Annotated in this window: 14 protein-coding genes; 4 read left to right on the top strand and 10 right to left on the bottom strand. The window is 54.3% G+C overall.

The features are described 5' to 3' along the window. Positions 1-6: 6 nt before the first annotated feature. Positions 7-1,515 (bottom strand): tagaturonate reductase, encoded by a 1,509-nt coding sequence (locus tag CCY01nite_RS01875; RefSeq protein ID WP_146857602.1) that lies wholly within the window; start codon positions 1,513-1,515, stop codon positions 7-9. 211 nt (positions 1,516-1,726) lie between these two features. Between CCY01nite_RS01875 and mnmA the strand changes: the two genes are divergently transcribed. Further along, positions 1,727-2,818, top strand: a complete 1,092-nt coding sequence (gene mnmA / locus CCY01nite_RS01880) for a tRNA 2-thiouridine(34) synthase MnmA (protein WP_146857603.1) — start codon at positions 1,727-1,729, stop codon at positions 2,816-2,818. 38 nt (positions 2,819-2,856) lie between these two features. On the opposite strand, the gene CCY01nite_RS01885 is transcribed toward mnmA, so the two are convergent. Next, positions 2,857-4,065, bottom strand: a complete 1,209-nt coding sequence (locus CCY01nite_RS01885) for an RsmB/NOP family class I SAM-dependent RNA methyltransferase (protein ID WP_146857604.1) — start codon at positions 4,063-4,065, stop codon at positions 2,857-2,859. An 86-nt stretch (positions 4,066-4,151) separates the two neighbouring features. Between CCY01nite_RS01885 and CCY01nite_RS01890 the strand changes: the two genes are divergently transcribed. Beyond that, on the top strand, positions 4,152-5,570 hold the full coding sequence (locus CCY01nite_RS01890) for a serine hydrolase domain-containing protein (RefSeq protein WP_146857605.1): 1,419 nt from the start codon (positions 4,152-4,154) through the stop codon (positions 5,568-5,570). A 35-nt stretch (positions 5,571-5,605) separates the two neighbouring features. Here CCY01nite_RS01890 and odhB read toward each other — a convergent pair whose 3' ends face one another. Together odhB and CCY01nite_RS01900 are read right to left on the bottom strand one after the other, a co-directional pair. Further along, positions 5,606-7,168, bottom strand: coding sequence for a 2-oxoglutarate dehydrogenase complex dihydrolipoyllysine-residue succinyltransferase (gene odhB / locus CCY01nite_RS01895; RefSeq protein ID WP_146857606.1), 1,563 nt, complete (start codon positions 7,166-7,168; stop codon positions 5,606-5,608). A 17-nt stretch (positions 7,169-7,185) separates the two neighbouring features. Next, positions 7,186-9,924 (bottom strand): 2-oxoglutarate dehydrogenase E1 component, encoded by a 2,739-nt coding sequence (locus CCY01nite_RS01900; protein ID WP_146857607.1) that lies wholly within the window; start codon positions 9,922-9,924, stop codon positions 7,186-7,188. A gap of 311 nt (positions 9,925-10,235) precedes the next feature. On the opposite strand from CCY01nite_RS01900, the gene rpsT reads away from it, so the two are divergent. Both rpsT and CCY01nite_RS01910 read left to right on the top strand, forming a co-directional pair. Continuing rightward, entirely contained in the window at positions 10,236-10,496 is a 261-nt protein-coding gene (rpsT, locus tag CCY01nite_RS01905; protein ID WP_146857608.1) for a 30S ribosomal protein S20, read from the top strand. Positions 10,497-10,719: 223 nt separating this feature from the next. Next, complete coding sequence (locus CCY01nite_RS01910) at positions 10,720-12,450, top strand: M14 family metallopeptidase (protein WP_146857609.1); 1,731 nt, start codon at positions 10,720-10,722, stop codon at positions 12,448-12,450. A gap of 127 nt (positions 12,451-12,577) precedes the next feature. Here CCY01nite_RS01910 and CCY01nite_RS01915 read toward each other — a convergent pair whose 3' ends face one another. From CCY01nite_RS01915 to darH, 6 genes are all read right to left on the bottom strand, one after another. Then, positions 12,578-13,591, bottom strand: a complete 1,014-nt coding sequence (locus CCY01nite_RS01915; protein ID WP_146857610.1) for a beta-ketoacyl synthase chain length factor — start codon at positions 13,589-13,591, stop codon at positions 12,578-12,580. Next, a complete protein-coding gene (locus tag CCY01nite_RS01920) occupies positions 13,581-14,795 on the bottom strand; it encodes a beta-ketoacyl-[acyl-carrier-protein] synthase family protein (protein WP_146857611.1) in 1,215 nt (404 codons plus the stop codon). Before CCY01nite_RS01920 ends, CCY01nite_RS01915 begins: the two co-directional genes overlap by 11 nt. A 10-nt stretch (positions 14,796-14,805) precedes the next feature. Beyond that, the gene (locus CCY01nite_RS01925; protein WP_146857612.1) at positions 14,806-15,063 is read right to left on the bottom strand and encodes a phosphopantetheine-binding protein; all 258 of its coding nucleotides are present in this window, start codon (positions 15,061-15,063) and stop codon (positions 14,806-14,808) included. A 98-nt stretch (positions 15,064-15,161) separates the two neighbouring features. Beyond that, positions 15,162-16,454: an ABC transporter permease gene (locus tag CCY01nite_RS01930; RefSeq protein ID WP_146857613.1), complete on the bottom strand. Its 1,293-nt coding sequence runs from the start codon at positions 16,452-16,454 to the stop codon at positions 15,162-15,164. Between the two features lie 5 nt (positions 16,455-16,459). Further along, positions 16,460-17,206: an ABC transporter ATP-binding protein gene (locus tag CCY01nite_RS01935; RefSeq protein WP_186830849.1), complete on the bottom strand. Its 747-nt coding sequence runs from the start codon at positions 17,204-17,206 to the stop codon at positions 16,460-16,462. Continuing rightward, positions 17,203-18,204 (bottom strand): BtrH-related acyltransferase DarH, encoded by a 1,002-nt coding sequence (gene darH, locus CCY01nite_RS01940; RefSeq protein ID WP_146857614.1) that lies wholly within the window; start codon positions 18,202-18,204, stop codon positions 17,203-17,205. Before darH ends, CCY01nite_RS01935 begins: the two co-directional genes overlap by 4 nt. Between the last annotated feature and the right edge of the window lie 3 nt (positions 18,205-18,207).

An 18,207-nucleotide genomic window follows, 5' to 3' on the forward strand; every position in this document is an offset into this window, starting at 1 on the left:
ACGCTCTTATAATACCCTCGAATGATTAGTGATATATCCTTTCACGCCGTGCTGCATCATGCCGGTAAGATGACCGGTGATGGCATCGGCAAAGCCCGGAAGCTTGTCCAGGTCGGTTTCCCAAAGCTTTTTGTCGGAGCAGATGGCTTTTACCATCGCCGCTACCTCCGCGTACTCCGGCGATTTTACCGTGCTCCAGTACTGCGCGAATACGGCGGCGTTATCATCATTGATATCGTAATATTCGCCGTCGCGTGCTCCTTTATATTTACCGTTCAGTTCCTGCGCCGGCCGGAGGAACAGCAGCGTAGCCGCAAATCCGAGGCAGATGCTTTCCGGCAGCAGTCCTTTTGCGTCATGATAACGAAGGATGGTCTGCACATTGCGGGCATTCATTTTGGAACTGGTCTGGAAAGTGATGCTGAGCAGTTTATGTTCGATGGAAGGATTGGCAAAACGGTCCAGCACGTCCTGCGCAAACTGCGCGGTCTGCGGCCCCAGCGCGGAAAGCGTGGGCAGTATTTCTTCCATGACGGCCTTTTTAAAGAAGCTGTTCATGAAAGCATCCTGCATGCATTCGTACACGGTATTAAGGCCGGAAAGATAGCCGAGGCATACGGCCGCGGTATGGCTGCCGTTGAGGATGCGCAGCTTTTGTTCGCGGTAAGGCGTGATGCTGGCGGCTACCAGCATTCTTTCGTCCGCTTTCCGGAAGGAGAGTTTTTCCGCAACGGCTTCATCTCCTTCGATCGCCCACAGCAGGAAGGGTTCCGCATCGATCCACAATTCATCTTCATACCCCGCTTCTTTCCAGCATTCGGCAAGATCCTTCGGCCTGCCGGGCACGATCCGGTCTACCAGCGAGCTGCAGAACCGGTTAGCGCTGGTGATCCAGTTGATGAACGCATCCGGCAGCTTGTTATAACCGGCGAGCTTCAGCACGATCTCCTGCAGCAGCTTGCCATTGTCTACCACCAGTTCGGTGGGTATGATCACAAATCCTTTATCCGCCGCCCCTTCAAACCTGCGGTAGCGTTCGTACAGCAGGGCGAGCAGTTTGCCGGGATAGGACGCCGGCACCCCCGCGGCGATATGCTCCTCCACATACTGAATACCCACTTCCGTGGTATTGGAAACAATGATCTCCAGCTGCGGCTGGCCGACTGTTTCGAGAATCGCCTCCCATTCTGCATTCGATTGCAATACGCGGCTAATAGAAGCATTTACCAGGTATTGATCAACCGGCCGCCCCTGCGCGATCCCTTTGATATGTGTGGTGTAAAGGCCGTCCTGCGCAGCAAAAGCGCCTGCCTCTCCGTCGGTGGACTTGATCACAACGATCCGGCCTTTGAAGATTCCCTTTTTATTGGCATCGTCCACCAGGTAGTCTACCAGCCCCCGCAGCAATACGCCGGTGCCGAACTGCAGCACTTTTTCAGGATACTGGAAATAATCTTCTGAAATACCCCAGGCGGGATTATTCACAACGTGTTGTCTATTGAGTCTTGAAAGCATGCATGGAAAATTTATTAAATAACATTGCTAATCATCGTAAATATATAATTAGCATTCCGGATTTTTGACAAATTACTAAAGATTTTACAAAATACGGCCAGGGCCGGGAAGCGGCGATCACATCCGCCGCGGCCTCTATGCCCTTATCGCGACTATCTATACCCTTTTGGCAGGATTTCAGTAATTTTGCACTCTTAACAAGCTGAAAAAGATGAGCAAGCATGGAAAAGTGTTGGTAGCCATGAGCGGGGGGATCGACAGTACTGTTACTGCCCTGATGCTGCATGAACAAGGGTATGAAGTGGTGGGCATCACCATGAAGACCTGGGATTACGCCTCTGCCGGTCCTTCTAAAAAGGAAACGGGTTGCTGTAACCTGGATTCTTTCAACGATGCCCGCGCGGCAGCCGTGCATCATGGCTTTCCGCATTTCATACTGGACATCCGGGAGGAATTCGGCGATTTTGTGATCAACAATTTCGTGGACGAATACCTGGCGGGCCGCACTCCCAACCCCTGCGTGCTTTGCAATACACATATCAAATGGCGGGCATTGATGAAGCGCGCGGACGCGATGGACTGCGAATTCATCGCTACAGGGCACTATGCCAAGCTGCGCATAGAAAACGGCCGTGGGGTGATCAGCAAGGGGCTGGACGAAACCAAAGACCAGAGTTATGTGCTCTGGGGGCTGGACCAGGACGTGGTTAAACGTACCCTCCTGCCGCTGGGCGGCTACCGCAAAACGGAGATCCGCCAGATGGCGATGGACTTCGGCTATCCCGAACTGGCGAAAAAAGCGGAAAGCTACGAGATCTGCTTTGTGCCGGACAACGACTACCGCGGGTTCCTGAAACGCAAGGTAGATGGACTGGAAGAAAGGGTGAACGGCGGCAATTTCGTGCTGGCGGACGGCACCATCGTGGGCAAACATAAAGGTTACCCCTTCTATACGATCGGGCAGCGGAAAGGGCTGGACATTGCGCTGGGCAAGCCGATCTTCGTAACGGAGATCATCCCGGAAACCAATACTATCGTGCTTGGCGAAGAACATGAGCTGAACCGCAGCATCATGAATGTGGGCGGGCTGAACCTCGTGAAGTACGATCACCTCCCCGAAGGCATGGAAGCGATGGTGAAGATCCGTTACAAGGACAAAGGCGCGCTGGCGAACGTGTATAACGGTGACGGCAATACGGTGAAAGTGAATTTTTATGAAGAAGTGAAAGGTATTGCGCCGGGGCAGTCCGCCGTGTTTTACGAAGGAGATGATGTGCTGGCGGGGGGGATCATCCGCCGCTAAACGAATAATTCATTGCGAAGCCCCTGCACCGCCAAGGTTCAGGGGCTTTCTTTTTGGCCGGCACGACGCAGCTTATGCACATTGCGGCCATGATGGGCCGCTTCAGGGGCTTTCTTTTTCGCCACCGCCACGAACATCGTATCCGCATTCCGCTGATAACCGCTGATCACGCCGCTTTCCACTATCTTCAACCCGCATTCTTTTTCGATAAAAGCCACAGCTCCTTCGTTCTCTTCCCTGAAAACAGAACAGGTAATATAAACAAGCGTTCCTCCCGGCTCCAGGAAAGGCGCCACATTCCGCGCGATCTGCCGCTGCAGGGACGCATACGTCATGATCTGCTCTTCCCTGAAATAATAAAGGTTCTCCGGTGTACGGCCCCAGGTGCCGGAACCGCTGCAGGGCGCATCGAGTATGATGCCCGAAAAACGGGTGCGGGGCAGCGACGCCTGTAAACCCGCGCCGGTGAGGTCCATCACTTTGGCGCTATAGGAACGAATGTTTGCTTCCGCAAAACGTTTGCGCAGGTTTTCGATGATGCTTGCGCGCACGTCGGTGGCCAGTAAATGAATAGCCGGTTGCAGATCGTGCAGTAAAATGGACTTGCCCCCGCTGGCGGCGCAGCAATCCCACCAGTGCTCACCGGCGTGCGGGTTAAACCGCAGCCCGGTTTCCTGTGAGGAGAGATCCTGTATCTCATACCAGCTTTTATCCGGAATGAGGGTTTCTATTTTGGTGCCGTTGGGAAATGCCAGGGCGTTCTCCCCCACCCTTTCGGCGTCGCCCGCGAGCCGCAGGATGGCGGCTTCCCTGCCGGGGCGCATGCGGATGAACAGCTTCGGCTGCTGCAGGAAAGAACGGGAAAATGCGGAAGCGTCGATGCCGGCGGAAAGATGTGCGGCGAACGGGAAAATGTTGAGCTGCTTTTGCACCAGCGCCAGCTTTTCATCCACCGTTAAAGCAGCAGCCGCATTCCATTCCGGCTTGAAGAAGGCCAGCAGCTCGTCGTGGGACTGCTCACAGAGAAATGTACCCAGCAAAATGCGTTCACGCAGCGGCAGCGCGGGTTCCGTGCGGCCAAGGCGGAAGTAATGATACACCAGCTGCTGTACCCTTTTCCTATCGCGGCTACCCATATGCGGATGCGCTTTGAAAAAAGATTTCAGATAATGATGCAATGGCATGGCGCCATTATAGTCCTGTATGATCTTTTCCGCAGCGATGATGTAATTTTCCCAGCGCGTCATCGGGCAAAGATAGTCGTTCACATTAAATTACCACCCGTTCGTCACTTCCCCTTTGCCAGGTGCCGGTATTTGCTTAATTTTTATGTATGTTAAAACTCCAATACTGCATCGTTTTTCTCCTGTTCAGCTGCCCTCTCCTTGCGCAGTCCTATTCCTCCGAAGTGGAAAACAGGATCAGGCAGGTAGAAAGTAACCTCGCCAGCTGGGTGGAAATCGAAGGCCAGCCGCGCTGGACGCTGGAAGAACGCCTGCGTCATTACAAAGTTCCCGGCATCAGCATCGCCGTTATCCGCGATTACAAAATTGAATGGGCGCGCGGATACGGATGGGCGGATGTGGAAGAAAAACGACGGGTAACGCCGCAAACGCTCTTCCAGGCCGCATCTATCAGCAAATCGCTGAACGGCGTGGCTATCCTCAAGCTGGTGGAGCGGCAGCAGCTGAAGCTGGATGAGGACATCAACACCTATCTCAAAACCTGGCATCCTTCCGCCGATTCGGGGAAGATCACGCTCAATCACCTGTTAAGCCATACCGCGGGGCTGACCATACATGGGTTTCCCGGCTACGAAGTAACGGACACGCTGCCAACGGTGGAGCAGATCCTCCGCGGCGAAAAACCCGCCAATACCAAAGAAGTAAAGCCAGCCTTCACATCCGGCAAACGGATGCAGTATTCCGGCGGCGGCACCACCATTTCACAACTGATCCTCACCGGCGTCACCGGCGAAAAATATGATGTGTTTCTGCAACGGGAAGTGCTCGATCCGTTGGGCATGACGGGCAGCTTCTTCACGCAACCGGCGCCGCAAAGCAAGAAAAACCTGCTGGCTACAGGCCACCACCGCAACGGCGAGCCGGTGAAAGGAAAATATCACGTGTATCCCGAAATGGCCGCCGCGGGGCTGTGGACAACGCCGACAGACCTTGCGAAATACATCATCGAAACACAACTTTCCTACGCCGGCCAATCCTCCAAAGTGCTTTCCCCGGCCATGACCAAAACGCGCCTCACACCTTACATCAACCCGTCATCCGCTCTTGGCGTGTTCATCCGGAAAGAAAAGGAACACACCTACTTTAGCCATAACGGCGGAAATGAAGGCTTTACCAGCACGTACCTAGGCAGTCTGGATGGCGGTAACGGCTACGTGATCATGGTCAATTCGGATAATTTTGATGTAGCCAATGAAGTAGTGCGGAGCATCGGGCTTACCTATGGCTGGAAAGATTTTCATCAAACCCAAAAGATAAAAACGGTGACGGTGCCTGCGGATACGCTGCGACAGTACGCCGGCACTTATAAACTGGGCAACACTACGGTGGTAGCCACTTTTGCGAACAACGAACTACGGATCAGCATCGACGGCGGAGAGCCGCTGCTGGCGCATTTTTCCAGTGTAAACGAATTTTTCTTCGTGGAGTTTCCGCCGCTGGTAAAGTTTGAAAAGGGTGCAAAGGGGTTTGATATTGTGGCGGGAGCAGACAGGTTTGTAAAACAATAAAAAAGGGCGTACCAGTTTGATACGCCCTTCCGGTATTATACTTTCAGCAATGCTTTCACCGGGTCTTTGCCGAAGAGCAGTTGCTCGGGATTCTCCAGCATATCTTTTACCCTTACGAGGAAGCTTACGGATTCGCGGCCGTCGATGATGCGGTGGTCATAACTCAGCGCAACGTACATCATCGGGCGGATCACTACCTGGCCGTTGACAGCCATAGGGCGTTCCTGTATCTTGTGCATGCCGAGGATGGCGGATTGCGGGATGTTTATGATGGGCGTGCTCATGAGGGAACCGAATACGCCGCCGTTGGTGATGGTGAAGGTACCGCCGGTCATCTCGTCCATGGACAACTTGTTGTCACGCGCTTTGGTAGCCAGTTCCACTACTTTTTTCTCGATGTCCGCCATGCCCAGGCTTTCCGCGTTGCGGATCACGGGCACTACCAGTCCTTTCGGCGCTGATACGGCGATGGAGATGTCGCAGAAATCATGATACACCAGCTCTTCTCCGTCGATATAAGCATTCACGGCGGGGAATTCCTGCAGCGCGAAGCAAACGGCTTTGGTGAAGAAGCTCATGAAGCCGAGGTTCACGCCGTGGGCTGTTTTGAAGGTTTCTTTGTATTTGCTGCGGATGGCCATGATGTTGGTCATGTCCACTTCATTGAAAGTGGTGAGCATGGCCGTGGTGTTCTTGGCTTCCACGAGCCTGCGCGATACGGTTTTCCGCAGGTTGCTCATTTTCTCCCTGCGCTCGTTGCGGGTGAACAGCTCCTGCCCGATGGCTACGCCGGGGTTGGACAGCGCGGAGAAAACGTCGTCTTTCATGATCTTGCCGTGGGCGCCGCTGCCTTTGATGGAAGCGGGGTCCACCTTTTTATCCGCGATCACGGCGGCGGCTACAGGTGTTGCCTTCACATCGTTGGGGATGGATGTAACCGGCGCCTGTTGCGTGACGGGTTTTGCGGCGGGCGCGGCCTGCTGCGGCGCGGGTTGCGCTTTGCCGGCGGGGCGCGGGGCGGCGGTATCTATCTGGCAGGCAACGTCCCCGATGTTGAGGGTATCGCCTTCTTTCGCCAGGGTTTTCAGCACACCGGCTTCTTCCGCCGGCAGCTCGAAAGATGCTTTTTCTGATTCCATCTCTGCTACTACTTCATCGCGCTCTACGTAATCGCCGGTTTGCTTCAGCCATTTTACGAGCGTTACTTCACTGATGGATTCGCCTATGGTGGGTACTTTAATGTCTATCGTGCCTTTGTTGACCGCGGGTGCGGCGGGTGGCGCTTCAGCCTGGGGGGCGTTTTCTGCGGCAGGTGCTGCTGCGGGTGCGGCAGATGCGGCGGGCGCTCCGGCCGGGGCTGCGGCATCCGTATCAATGGTGCATGCCACATCTCCGATGTTGAGGGTGGCGCCTTCTTCCGCCAGGATCTTGAGTACGCCCGGCTTTTCAGCATTCAGCTCAAAAGTGGCCTTCTCGGATTCCATTTCACATAAAATTTCATCCTGCTGCACATAATCCCCGTCTTTCTTCAGCCATTTGGCTATTGTGACCTCGCTGATTGATTCTCCTACCGTAGGAACTTTAATTTCAATTATCATATGATTACCCTCCAGGTTTAGATATTAAAAGCTGTGTCTATGATCTCCTGCTGTTCCTGCGCATGCACTTTGGCGTAGCCGGTGGCGGTGGCCGCGCTCGGGTTTCTGCTGATCACGCCGTAGTTGAACTGTTTGAGGTTCATCTGCAGGAAGCTGGCGGCGCCCATGTTCAGCGGTTCTTCCTGTACCCAGAACCAGGTGGCGCCTTTGTATTTCTGCTGGATACCTTCCAGTTGGGCGACAGGCAGCGGATACAGCTGTTCCAGGCGAACGATCGCCACATCTTTGCGGTCTTCCTTGATCTGTTTTTCGCTCAGGTCGAAATACATTTTGCCGCTGCACAACAGTACTTTCTTCACACGCGATGCATCGGTGATGAACGGATCATCCAGCACTTCTTTAAATCCGCCCTGCGTGAAATCCGACACGGGGCTGTAGCTCCGTACGTGACGCAGGTTCGCTTTGGGTGAGAAGTTGATCATCGGCTTGCGGAAAGGCTCCGCCAGCTGCCGGCGCAATGCATGGAAGAAGCTCGCGGCGGTGGTGCAGTTGGTGACGAAGAAATTATACTCCGCGCACTGCTGCAGGAAGCGTTCCAGGCGGGCACTGGAGTGCTCCGGCCCTTGCCCTTCATACCCGTGCGGCAGCAGCATTACGAGGCCGCTTTGCTTTTGCCATTTGGTTTCCGCGGAAGTAATGAACTGATCGATAAGCGTTTGCCCGCCATTCATGAAATCGCCGAACTGCGCTTCCCAGATGGTGAGCGCGTAAGGGTTGGCGATGGAATAGCCGTATTCGAAGCCCAGCACAGCGAATTCGCTGAGCAGGGAGTTATAGATGCGGAATTTGCCCTGGTTCTCGCTGATCTTGCTGAGGCGGTTGTGCTCTTCGTCCGTTTCTTCGCTGCGCAGCACGGCGTGGCGGTGGGAGAATGTTCCCCGCTTCACGTCCTGCCCGCTCAGGCGCACGTCCCGGCCTTCCAGCAGCAGGCTGCCATAGGCCAACAATTCGCCCGAAGCCCAGTCCAGCTGCCCCTGTTCATCGAACAGCTTCTGTTTGTCCTGCAGCAGCTTTTCCACTTTACGCAGCGGTTTAAAGCCCGCGGGGATCTCCATCATGGCTTTGAATATCTGCTGCAGCTGTTCCGGCGTGATGGCGGTATCCGGCGATTTGAGGAAATCTTCCGGGGTGGCCTTGCGGAGTTCCTGCCACCAGCGTTCGGGTTGCTGGTATTTGTAGGGAAGCGGGTGTTGTTTTACTTCATCGAGGCGTTCCTGGAGGTCCGCCCAGAAGGCTTTTTCCATTTCCTGCGCGATGGCCGCATCTACATCGCCGTTGGCGATCAGCTGCTGCGAATATACTTCGCGGGGGTTGGGATGTTTGTCGATCGCCGCATAGAGCTTGGGCTGGGTGAACTTGGGATCATCTCCTTCGTTATGCCCGTGCTTGCGGTAACAAACCATATCGATGTAAATATCGGAGTTGAATTCCTGGCGGTAACGGGTGGCGATCTCCGCGATCTTTACCACGGCTTCCACATCATCACCGTTCACATGGAACACCGGCGCCTGCACGATGGAAGCAACGCTGGTACAGTAGTCGGATGAGCGCGCATCTTCAAAATCAGTAGTGAAGCCGATCTGGTTGTTGATGACGAAGTGCATGGTGCCCCCTGTATAATACCCCCTCAGCTTGCTCATCTGCGCCACTTCATACACCACGCCCTGCCCTGCAATGGCCGCGTCGCCGTGAATGAGGATCGGCAGTATTTTGTCGTAGTCGCTGTTATAGATCACGTCCGCCTTGCTGCGCGCAAAGCCTACTACCACCGGGTCTACCACTTCCAGGTGAGAAGGGTTGGGCGTGAGCTGCAGATTTACTTCCTTGCCGCTGGCGGTTTGAATGCTGGCGCGGAAGCCGAGGTGATATTTCACGTCACCGCTGCCCATGGTGGTATCAGGGGTGGCGGTGCCTTCAAATTCGGAGAATATCTGTTCGTATGTTTTACCGAGGATGTTGGCCAGCACATTGAGACGGCCGCGGTGCGCCATGCCGATGACCGCTTCCTGCACGCCGTATTCCGCGGCAGTGTTGATCATGGCGTCGAGCGCGGGGATGGTGGTTTCGCCGCCTTCCAGCGAGAAACGTTTCTGGCCGATGTATTTGGTATGCAGGAACTTCTCGAACATCACACCCTGGTTCAGCTTGGAGAGGATGCGCTTTTTCTGTTCCACCGCGAGGGGCTTTTTGAAAGTGGTTTCCAGCTCTTTCTGCAGCCACTCGATCTTGTCGAGATCGTTGATATAAGTAAATTCAACGCCTACAGTGGAGGCGTATACGGTCTTTACGTGCTGTAATATTTTTTCAAGACTGGTTCTGCCGAGGCCGATGATCTGGCCGGCGAAGAATTCCGTTTTCAGGTCGGCATCGGCAAGGCCGAAATGTTTCAGGTCGAGATTCGCGCTGCGGTCCTTTCTTTCGCGGATGGGGTTGGTTTTGGCGATGAGGTGGCCTTTCTTGCGGTACGCCTGGATGAGGCGGTACACGCCCAGTTCTTTTGCGAATTGTTCACTGCTCACCGGGCCTGCTGTGCCTTTGGCATCCACTTTCCCGTTAGCGTTGCTCACCGCAAAGTCGAATCCTTCAAAAAACTTGGTCCACTCCGGGTCTACCGTCGCCGGATCTTTGCGGTACTCCTGGTACAATGATTCAATATACGCCGGGTGCGAGTTAGTGACAAACGAAAAGTCCTTCATTTACAACGAAATTTAAGCTTGGTCTTCGGTTCAATTTCATCCTCTTTTGATGCCCGCTCTTACATTAGACCTGTAAAATGAGATACGGGATTGCAAATATCGCTAAAGATTTGGGATTTTCAGGCATTTAACACGGGTGTTTTCTGATTAAAAAACGCCGTATCGCCTGGTTAATATAATTATATTTTCATATCTTTAACGCTGTATCCTGGTCTTCCTGTTCTCCTGCCGAAAACAGAAATACCTGCTTTTATTTTTGTTTATAAAAAGATAAAGCTTACCTTTGCCCTCCGAAACTTGAAATTTAGAAAATGGCAAACCATAAAGCAACGAAAAAAGACGTACGTCAGAGCAGAAAGCGTAATGAGCGTAACCGTTACTACGGTAAAACTACCCGTAATGCCATACGGGACCTGAAGAAGCTGACCGATAAATCAGCTGCTGACAAGGACTTACCGGAAGTAATCTCCATGATCGACAAACTGGCTAAGCGTAATGTGATCCACAAAAACAAGGCTGCGAACCTGAAAAGCAAGCTTGCTAAGAAGGTGAACGCCCTGGCTGTGGCTTAATTACCGCTGCTGCTTCAAGATAGTCCGGCTCTTCCCTGGCAAGGGAAGGGCTTTTTTTATTTGTGGGAAACGGACGGCTGGTGATGCTATATTACCCAAAACCCGTTGGGTATAGGATAATACAAGGAGAAGACAAGGAGAACACAAGGAAAGCAGAAGGAGAACAGGGATAAAATAATATGTATTTTTAACCTTTCAGGCATTACAACTTCCAAACTTGACTATGAGAACATTCCGCAGCCTCCTGCTCCTCTCCTGCTTTGCCCTGTCCGCCCAGGCGCAGGACCTCACCACCAAATACGAGCGCACCAACGCCCGGGAAACCGTCACCTACCCCGAATGCATCACCTATTATAAGCAGCTGGCCGCCCGCTATCCGCAGCTTCAACTGCTCGAAGTGGGACAAACGGACGCCGGATACCCGCTCCACCTGGCGGTACTTTCCATGGACAAGGATTTCAACTTCAAAAGCCTCCACCGGAAGAACAAGCGTATCATCCTCATTAACAACGGCATCCACCCCGGCGAACCCGACGGCATCGATGCCAGCATGCTGCTGCTGCGCGACATCCTGCAAGGAAAAAAGAAACTGCCTGCCAACATCGTACTGGCCGTCATTCCCGTGTACAACATCGGCGGCGCGCTCAACAGGAACGCCTTCTACCGGGTGGACCAGAACGGGCCCGAAGAGTTCGGCTCCCGCGGCAACGGCCAGAACCTGGACCTGAACCGGGATTTCATCAAAGCCGACTCCCGCAATGCCAGGGCCTTCCAGCAGATCTACCAGATGACCGACCCGGACGTGTTCATCGACAACCACGTGAGCAACGGCGCTGACTATCAGCACATTATGACCTTATTATCAACCCAGCACAACAAGCTGGGCGGTGTAATGGGCGCCTTCCTGCACGACACCTTCGAGCCGGCGCTCTACAAAAAAATGAAGGACAAGGGATACGACCTGATCCCCTACGTAAACCACTTCGGCAGCACACCGGACAGCGGCTGGGTGGCTTATGCGGACGGCCCCCGCTATTCCAGCGGCTACACCACGCTTTTCCACACCTTCGGCTTCGTGCCGGAAACTCATATGCTGAAGCCCTACAAACAGCGTGTAGAGGCCACCTACGCCCTCATGGAATGCTTCATCAGCTTCACCAGCGAGCACAGCGACCGCATCCGGCAGCTCCGCGAGCAAACCAAAAATGCCGTTAAAACACAACAACAGTTCCCCCTCGCCTGGGAACCCGATAAATCCCGCCACCAGTTTTTCACCTTCAAAGGCTACACCGCCGGCCGCAAGCCCAGTGAAATTTCCGGCCTGCCACGGCTGTATTACGACCGCAACAAGCCCTACGAGCGGCAGGTGAAAATCTACAACTACTATAAAGAAAGCAATATCGTCCGCAAACCGGAGGCTTACATCGTGCCGCAGGGATGGTGGGCGGTCACGGAGCTGCTGCAGAACAACAATGTGCAGATGCGCCGCCTGCCGCGCGACACGACGATAGAAGTGGAAACATACAAAATAGAGGATTACAAAACGCCGCAGCTGCCGTATGAGAAGCACTACATCCACTCCGGCGTGAAAGTCTCCACCAGCAGGCAAAAGATCAAATTCCTCAAAGGCGATTATTACATCCCCATGAACCAGGTGGCCAACCGTTTTCTCATGGAAACGCTGGAGCCCACCGCGGGGGATTCTTTCTTCGCCTGGAATTTCTTCGATGCCATACTCGGACAGAAAGAGGGGTATTCAACGTATGTGTTTGAAGACACGGCAGCCGAGTTCCTGCGCAATCATCCGGAGGTAAAAAAGGAACTGGAACGCCGGCGCGCGGAAGACAGCGCATTTGCAGCGAGCGCGCAGGCGCAGTTGAATTTTGTATACCGGAGCTCTCCGTGGAATGAGCCGGGGTATATGCGGTATCCGGTGTTCAGGGTGGTGAGGTGACATTCTTCCAAAAATGTCTTTTCAAATCGACAAAGGGCATATTATTTTGTCTTTTTAAATCGACAAAAAATGTGATTCCGTCTTTTATATAGATACTGATGGAGATTCAGGAACAGCAAAAAAGGGGTCACCTCCCCAACAAAATAAACGTATGCTGCTCCCCAAAAAACTGGTTATAGATCAGCACATGCCGCAGCTCCTCCTTCCGCATGCGCTCCACAGCAAGCCACAGCGCAAAGGATGCCGCCGTATCATACTCCCCACACAACTGCTTGAAAGGAACTTCCGGTGTTTGCGGGAAATATTGAGCGGTGAGGGCATGATAGTAATGATCGAAGTTCGTATCCCCGCTGCGGCCGCTGATCAGCAAGCCGATGTCTGAAGGCTGCAATCCATGTTGCCGCAGGAAGGCTTCAAGCGTTTCGTGTACACGTTCCTGTGAAGGCTTGTACAGCATTTTCAAACCGGCGATATGCACATCGGACGGCGTGGAAGAAAGCACAAAAAACGCGGAGCCCTCGCCGGACAAAGCGCCCGGAGTGCCCGCCGTGAACATCTCTTCCGGCTGCGTCAGCTGCTCCTTCCAGGAACCGATGCGGCTCCTGATGTAAAAATATTCATCGCTCATTTCGTCGAAAGCGCCTGCCAGCACATTGCCGGCGCGCCCCTCGCTGAGCAGCATCATGGCGTCCAGCAAAGCATGTTCGAAGGAAAACCCGCGGTGCACAAAGGTATTGTTGTATTCTGTGCACTGCACCTGCAGCGCCACCAAACCGTTCACGGAGTTGTAGGTGGACTGTATAAAGGGCGTGGGATTGAGCGCTGTTTCGCTATACCGGCGGATGTCGTGGAGGAAACGTTCGGTGTCGTGCAAACTGCCTTTTCCCGTGCCGGTGATGATGGCGTCCGGTACCGCCACGCCGCTGTTTTGCAGGCATCTGATCGCCGTTGTCAGTCCCATTTTAAGCACACGGCTCATGCGGCGCAGGCTGTTGGGCGCAATGAATGCGCGGTAATCCGGCTCCTTTACACGCAGCAGGTTCTTGTCCGCCAGCGTGAGCAGCTGCGGCGTGAATTCGCCGGAAAAGCTCTCCTGCGGGGAGATAGCGGCGGTACCCTGTATGTAAAATCTACCCTTCATATTTGCTGATCACCAGTGAAGCATTGTTCCCGCCGAAGCCGAAAGAGTTGGAGATCACGTTCCGCACGGGATACTCTTCCAGCAGTTGCGTTTCGGGAACAATGTTCAGCTCTTCCATTTTTTCAGAGAAATTGAGATTGGGAAATATCATCTGCTGGTCGATGGACAGCACAGCGTAGATCGCTTCTATCGCGCCGGCCGCGGCCAGTGTATGTCCTGTGAAAGGCTTTGTGGAACTGAATTTCGGCACGTTGCCGCCAAAGAGCCGTTCCAGCGCTTTTCCTTCCGAAGCATCGTTGTTGAGCGTGGCGGTGCCATGCACATTTACGTACTGCACATCTTCCGCGCTCCTGCCGCTCATGGCCAGCGCGTTTTTCATGGCGCCGTAAGCGCCGTCGCCTTCCGGTGAGGGCGCCGTGGGATGGAACGCTTCATTCGTATTGCACCAGCCGCTCAGTTCCGCCAGCACGCGCGCGCCGCGCTCCCGCACGAGGGATTCGCTTTCCAGCACCAGGTACGCCGCGCCTTCACCGAGGTTCAGGCCGTTGCGGTGCTGATCAAAGGGGCGGCAGAATTGTTTATCGATATTCTTGAGCGAGTTGAAACCGTTCATCGTAAAGCGCGTCAGCGCTTCCGTGCCACCGCATACCGCTCTTTGCACCAGTCCCTGCCGGATCATCCTTGCGCCGTACATCAATGCATTGGCGGAAGAAGAACAGGCGGTGCTGATGGTGGCGACATACTCGTTGATACCAACGGCGTCGGCTATACGCTGTGTGCAGTCCGCACAATCCAGCGTGTCTATAAATTGCAGGAAAGTACCTTCTTTGGAGGGGTCGAGAATATCGAAGTACACTTGTTCCGTATCGCACATCCCGCCTACGGTGGAGGCGTTGATGAACGCAGCCGGCAAAGCCGTAGCGTCTGCGATACCGGCGGATTGCAGGGATTCCTGCATGGCCACCAGTCCGAGCAAAGCGGTACGGGTATATCCTGCCGTTCCCTCCATACCGGCCATGGCGGCCAGCTCCGGGGTGCTTTGCGGCACTTCCGCCACCGGTAATGTGTTCCTGTGAATGGTATCGATAAACTTCGTGTAGCCGAGGCCGGTTTGCTGCAGGCGCAGGCTGCGGAGGTTCTCCATCACATTGCTGCCGATCGCGGAGATCATACCTATCCCTGTTATAAACACACGTTCCGCCATCAGCAAAAATTTAAGCGGGTTGCTTGCTTTGAATGAATTCAGCCATTGTCTGAACGGACTGCAATATCTTACGGCCTTCGCGGGGGTCTTCTACCTTGATGTGGTAATTCCTTTCCAGCAGCACCATCAGCTCCAGCGAATCAATGCTGTCCAGCCCAAGCCCTTCCCCGAACAGGGGCGCGTTGTCATCAATATCCTCGGGCTTTGTGTCCTGCAGGTTCAGTGCCTCGATGATCTGCTGTTTCAATTTCAGTTTTAACGCTTCCATAATTGTTGTAGGTTAAACGCTTCCGGGTTTGTTGGCCCATGGCGCATTCCAGGGATTAAAATTAACTGTTTTAAGGTTGTTATGAAAATGTTTATTCCTCATCCGGCCCTGCGTTGTTCTATCCATCCCGCCGTGCACAGCAACAGGAGGCCGCAGGCGAGCAGCCTTGTAATGTCCGGCAGGATGTAACGGATGTTGCCGTTGCGGAGATAAATATCATTAATGGCGTTCAGCCCCCAGCTTAAAGGGGACAGCCGCCCGACCGCCTGTATCTTTTCAGGCATCACTTCCAGCGGTATCCAGATGCCGCCGATGGCGCTGAGGATCACAATGGAGATGGCGCCGAAGTTCAATGCCTGGTTGGGCGTTTTAAAAATTGTGCCGATGAAGATGCCGTATGCGGTAGCGGTTATGCCGATGCTGGCCGCTGTCAGCAGGCCGGCCGCATGGTCCACTCCCAGCTGCAGTTGCGGCAGGTCGAGCAGTGGCATAACGTAAATGCCTACCAGCATCATCAGGTAGAACTGTACCACGCAAATGCCGACGAAGAACAGGAGCTTTCCGGCGAGAATGGACAGGTAACTGCCAGGGATGAGCTTCATCCGCACCAGGCTGCCGTCTTCCCGCTCGCGGATCATATTGCCGGCAATGGGTATCACGATGAAGAACATGGCGAAGATGCTCCAGGCGGGCACATTGTGCTGCACGGAATTACTGATCACATCGATCTGCCGGCCATGGCCCAGCGCGGTTTCTTTCAGCGCCACCGCTTTTAGCCGGATGGCGGGGAAAGTATCCGTTGCCGTGCTGTCGCGGCGCCGCAGCTGCAGCTGGATGCGTTCCAGCAGCAGGTCCGTTTGCACCTGCGTGAGAAAATTATCCAATGCCTGGTAGATGGCGCTTTTGAAGGCTTTCTTTGCGGCGGGATCGAAATAGAGCTGCACGGCCAGGGAATCGCTGGCGAGGGTTTTCACCGGCAGCTGCGCGGGCAGGCCCATGCGTTTGGAAATATCGTTCACGATCTTGTTCGCATTGCTCACGATCTCCCCGGTGGAGCCTTTGGGAATGGTGATGCTGATCTTGTATTCGCCTTCGCGGATCAGCTGTGCAGCCCGCGCTTCGCTCAATGGCTTTTCATCCAGCGAATCGATCACGTTGAATTGCCCGCTCTGGCCGAGCCCTTCGCGGATGTAACGGCCGAGGCGGCCATGATCGTTATCCACCGTCAGTATATCGAACTTTACCTCCTGGTAATCTTTGAAAGGCGCGTCCTGGATGACGGCCATTACGGTGATGAGGACCACCGGCATCAGGAACAGCAGCGCCAGCCCCGCCTTGTCACGCAAGAGCAGCAGCCATTCTTTCCGGATTGTTGCGATCGTCCTTAGCATAATATTTAATCCCTTACAGCATGCCCCGTATAATGCAGGAACACGTCTTCCAGGTTGCGGCAATGTTGATGTTGATGGATCAGCGCCTGCGGGTTGCCCTGCACTACCAGCTGGCCATCGTCGATGATGACCACGTCTTCGCAGATCTGCTGCGCTTCTTCCAGCAGGTGCGAGGTGTACAGCACGCTGTTGCCCTGCTCGTTATACCGGCGCAGGAACTGCAGGATCATGCTGCGGGACTGCACGTCCACTCCCGCTGTTGGCTCATCAAGCACCAGCAGCCGCGGTTCATGCAGGATCGCCGCAATGATATTGGTGCGGCGTTTCATCCCCCCGGAAAACTTGCCGACTTCTTTTCCGGCGGCCTTTTCCAGCCCGAACATCCCGAGTAATGACAATATCTTTTCTTTCAGCGGCTTGCCTTTGAAGCCGTAGAGGTTACCGAAATAAGTGAGGTTCTCCAACGCCGTGAGCTGCGGGAACAGCGCGATCTGCTGCGGCACCACGCCGATGATGCGTTTGATGGCCTCGCGGCGCCCTGCTTCCTGCGGTTCACCCAATATCCGCACCATCCCGCTGTCCGCTTTCACCAGTCCGCATAAAATGGAAATGGTCGTGGTCTTCCCCGCACCGTTCGGGCCCAGCAATCCCACTACCTTCCCTTCGGGAAAGGTGAACGACAATCCCCGCAGGCTCGGCTGTAACGCGCCCGCGTAGGTTTTGTGCAGCTCCTTCACTTCTATGCTGTTCATGCCAGCTTCACATTGGATAAACGACGGAATATCTTTTCTTCCTCATCGGCAATATGCAGCAGCATATTACCAAGTTCTTTGTAGGATATGTTATTCGCTGCGCGCGCCTTGCAGACGCGGCCTGCTTCAAACGCGAAATTGCGCCAGAGGTCGCCCACCGCCGTCAGGTCTTTACCGATGCTTTTCAGCGCTTCATTTTGCAACAGCGCACCGGCTTCCATCAGGAAGGCGGCGTACATGAAGCGGAAACCCGCGCCGCCGGTGCCGATCTCTTCCTGCATGCGGATGATGTTGCCGAGATAAAGCCCCGCGCGGCGGTCGCCTTCCTTCTCCGGGTACTTCTGCACCCTTTTGGCAAGGAAACGGATGCCCTTCACGCCGAACATCGGCACGGGGATCTTCAGCATATAATAACAGGCCTGTTTGATACCTGCCTTGATCGGTTCTTTCAGATCTACTTTTCCCGGTACTTCCAGCGGATAGTACATTTTCCCTTTCGGCTCGGGGAATCCCTTTGCGAACCTGGCCTGGATGAGGTTCTCCCGGTCTATTGTCGTCACCGTTTCCATGATGGGATCGCTGACAAGATAGTCGCCGCCGTTCTTTCCATACACCACGAGGTTATGCGCATTGAAATGGAAGCGGTAGGACGGCGGGAAGTAAGGCAGGTAGTAAACGCTGGATTGCATGCCGACGGGAATACCTTTGGCGATCATTTCATCCAGCGCCTGCATGGCTTTATCCGGACTGCTGAACTTGCGGGATTCCATCTTCACGCCCAGGCGCTTGCAAACGCGGGAAAAGATGGCGCCCGGCCAGATGCGGTAAGTAGTGCCCGGCACGCCGTTGACTTTTACAAAAGGCAGATGCCCGAAGAAAATGCCGGCGCCGATGCCGAAGGCCATCGGCTCACTGATGGTGAGGCCGTAGTGGCGGAACATATTCGAGATCACACCGGTTTCGCAGTGTGCGGTCTGTACATGATTGAATGCTGTCATCTT

This window comes from Chitinophaga cymbidii, assembly GCF_007992715.1.
Lineage (GTDB): Bacteria > Bacteroidota > Bacteroidia > Chitinophagales > Chitinophagaceae > Chitinophaga > Chitinophaga cymbidii.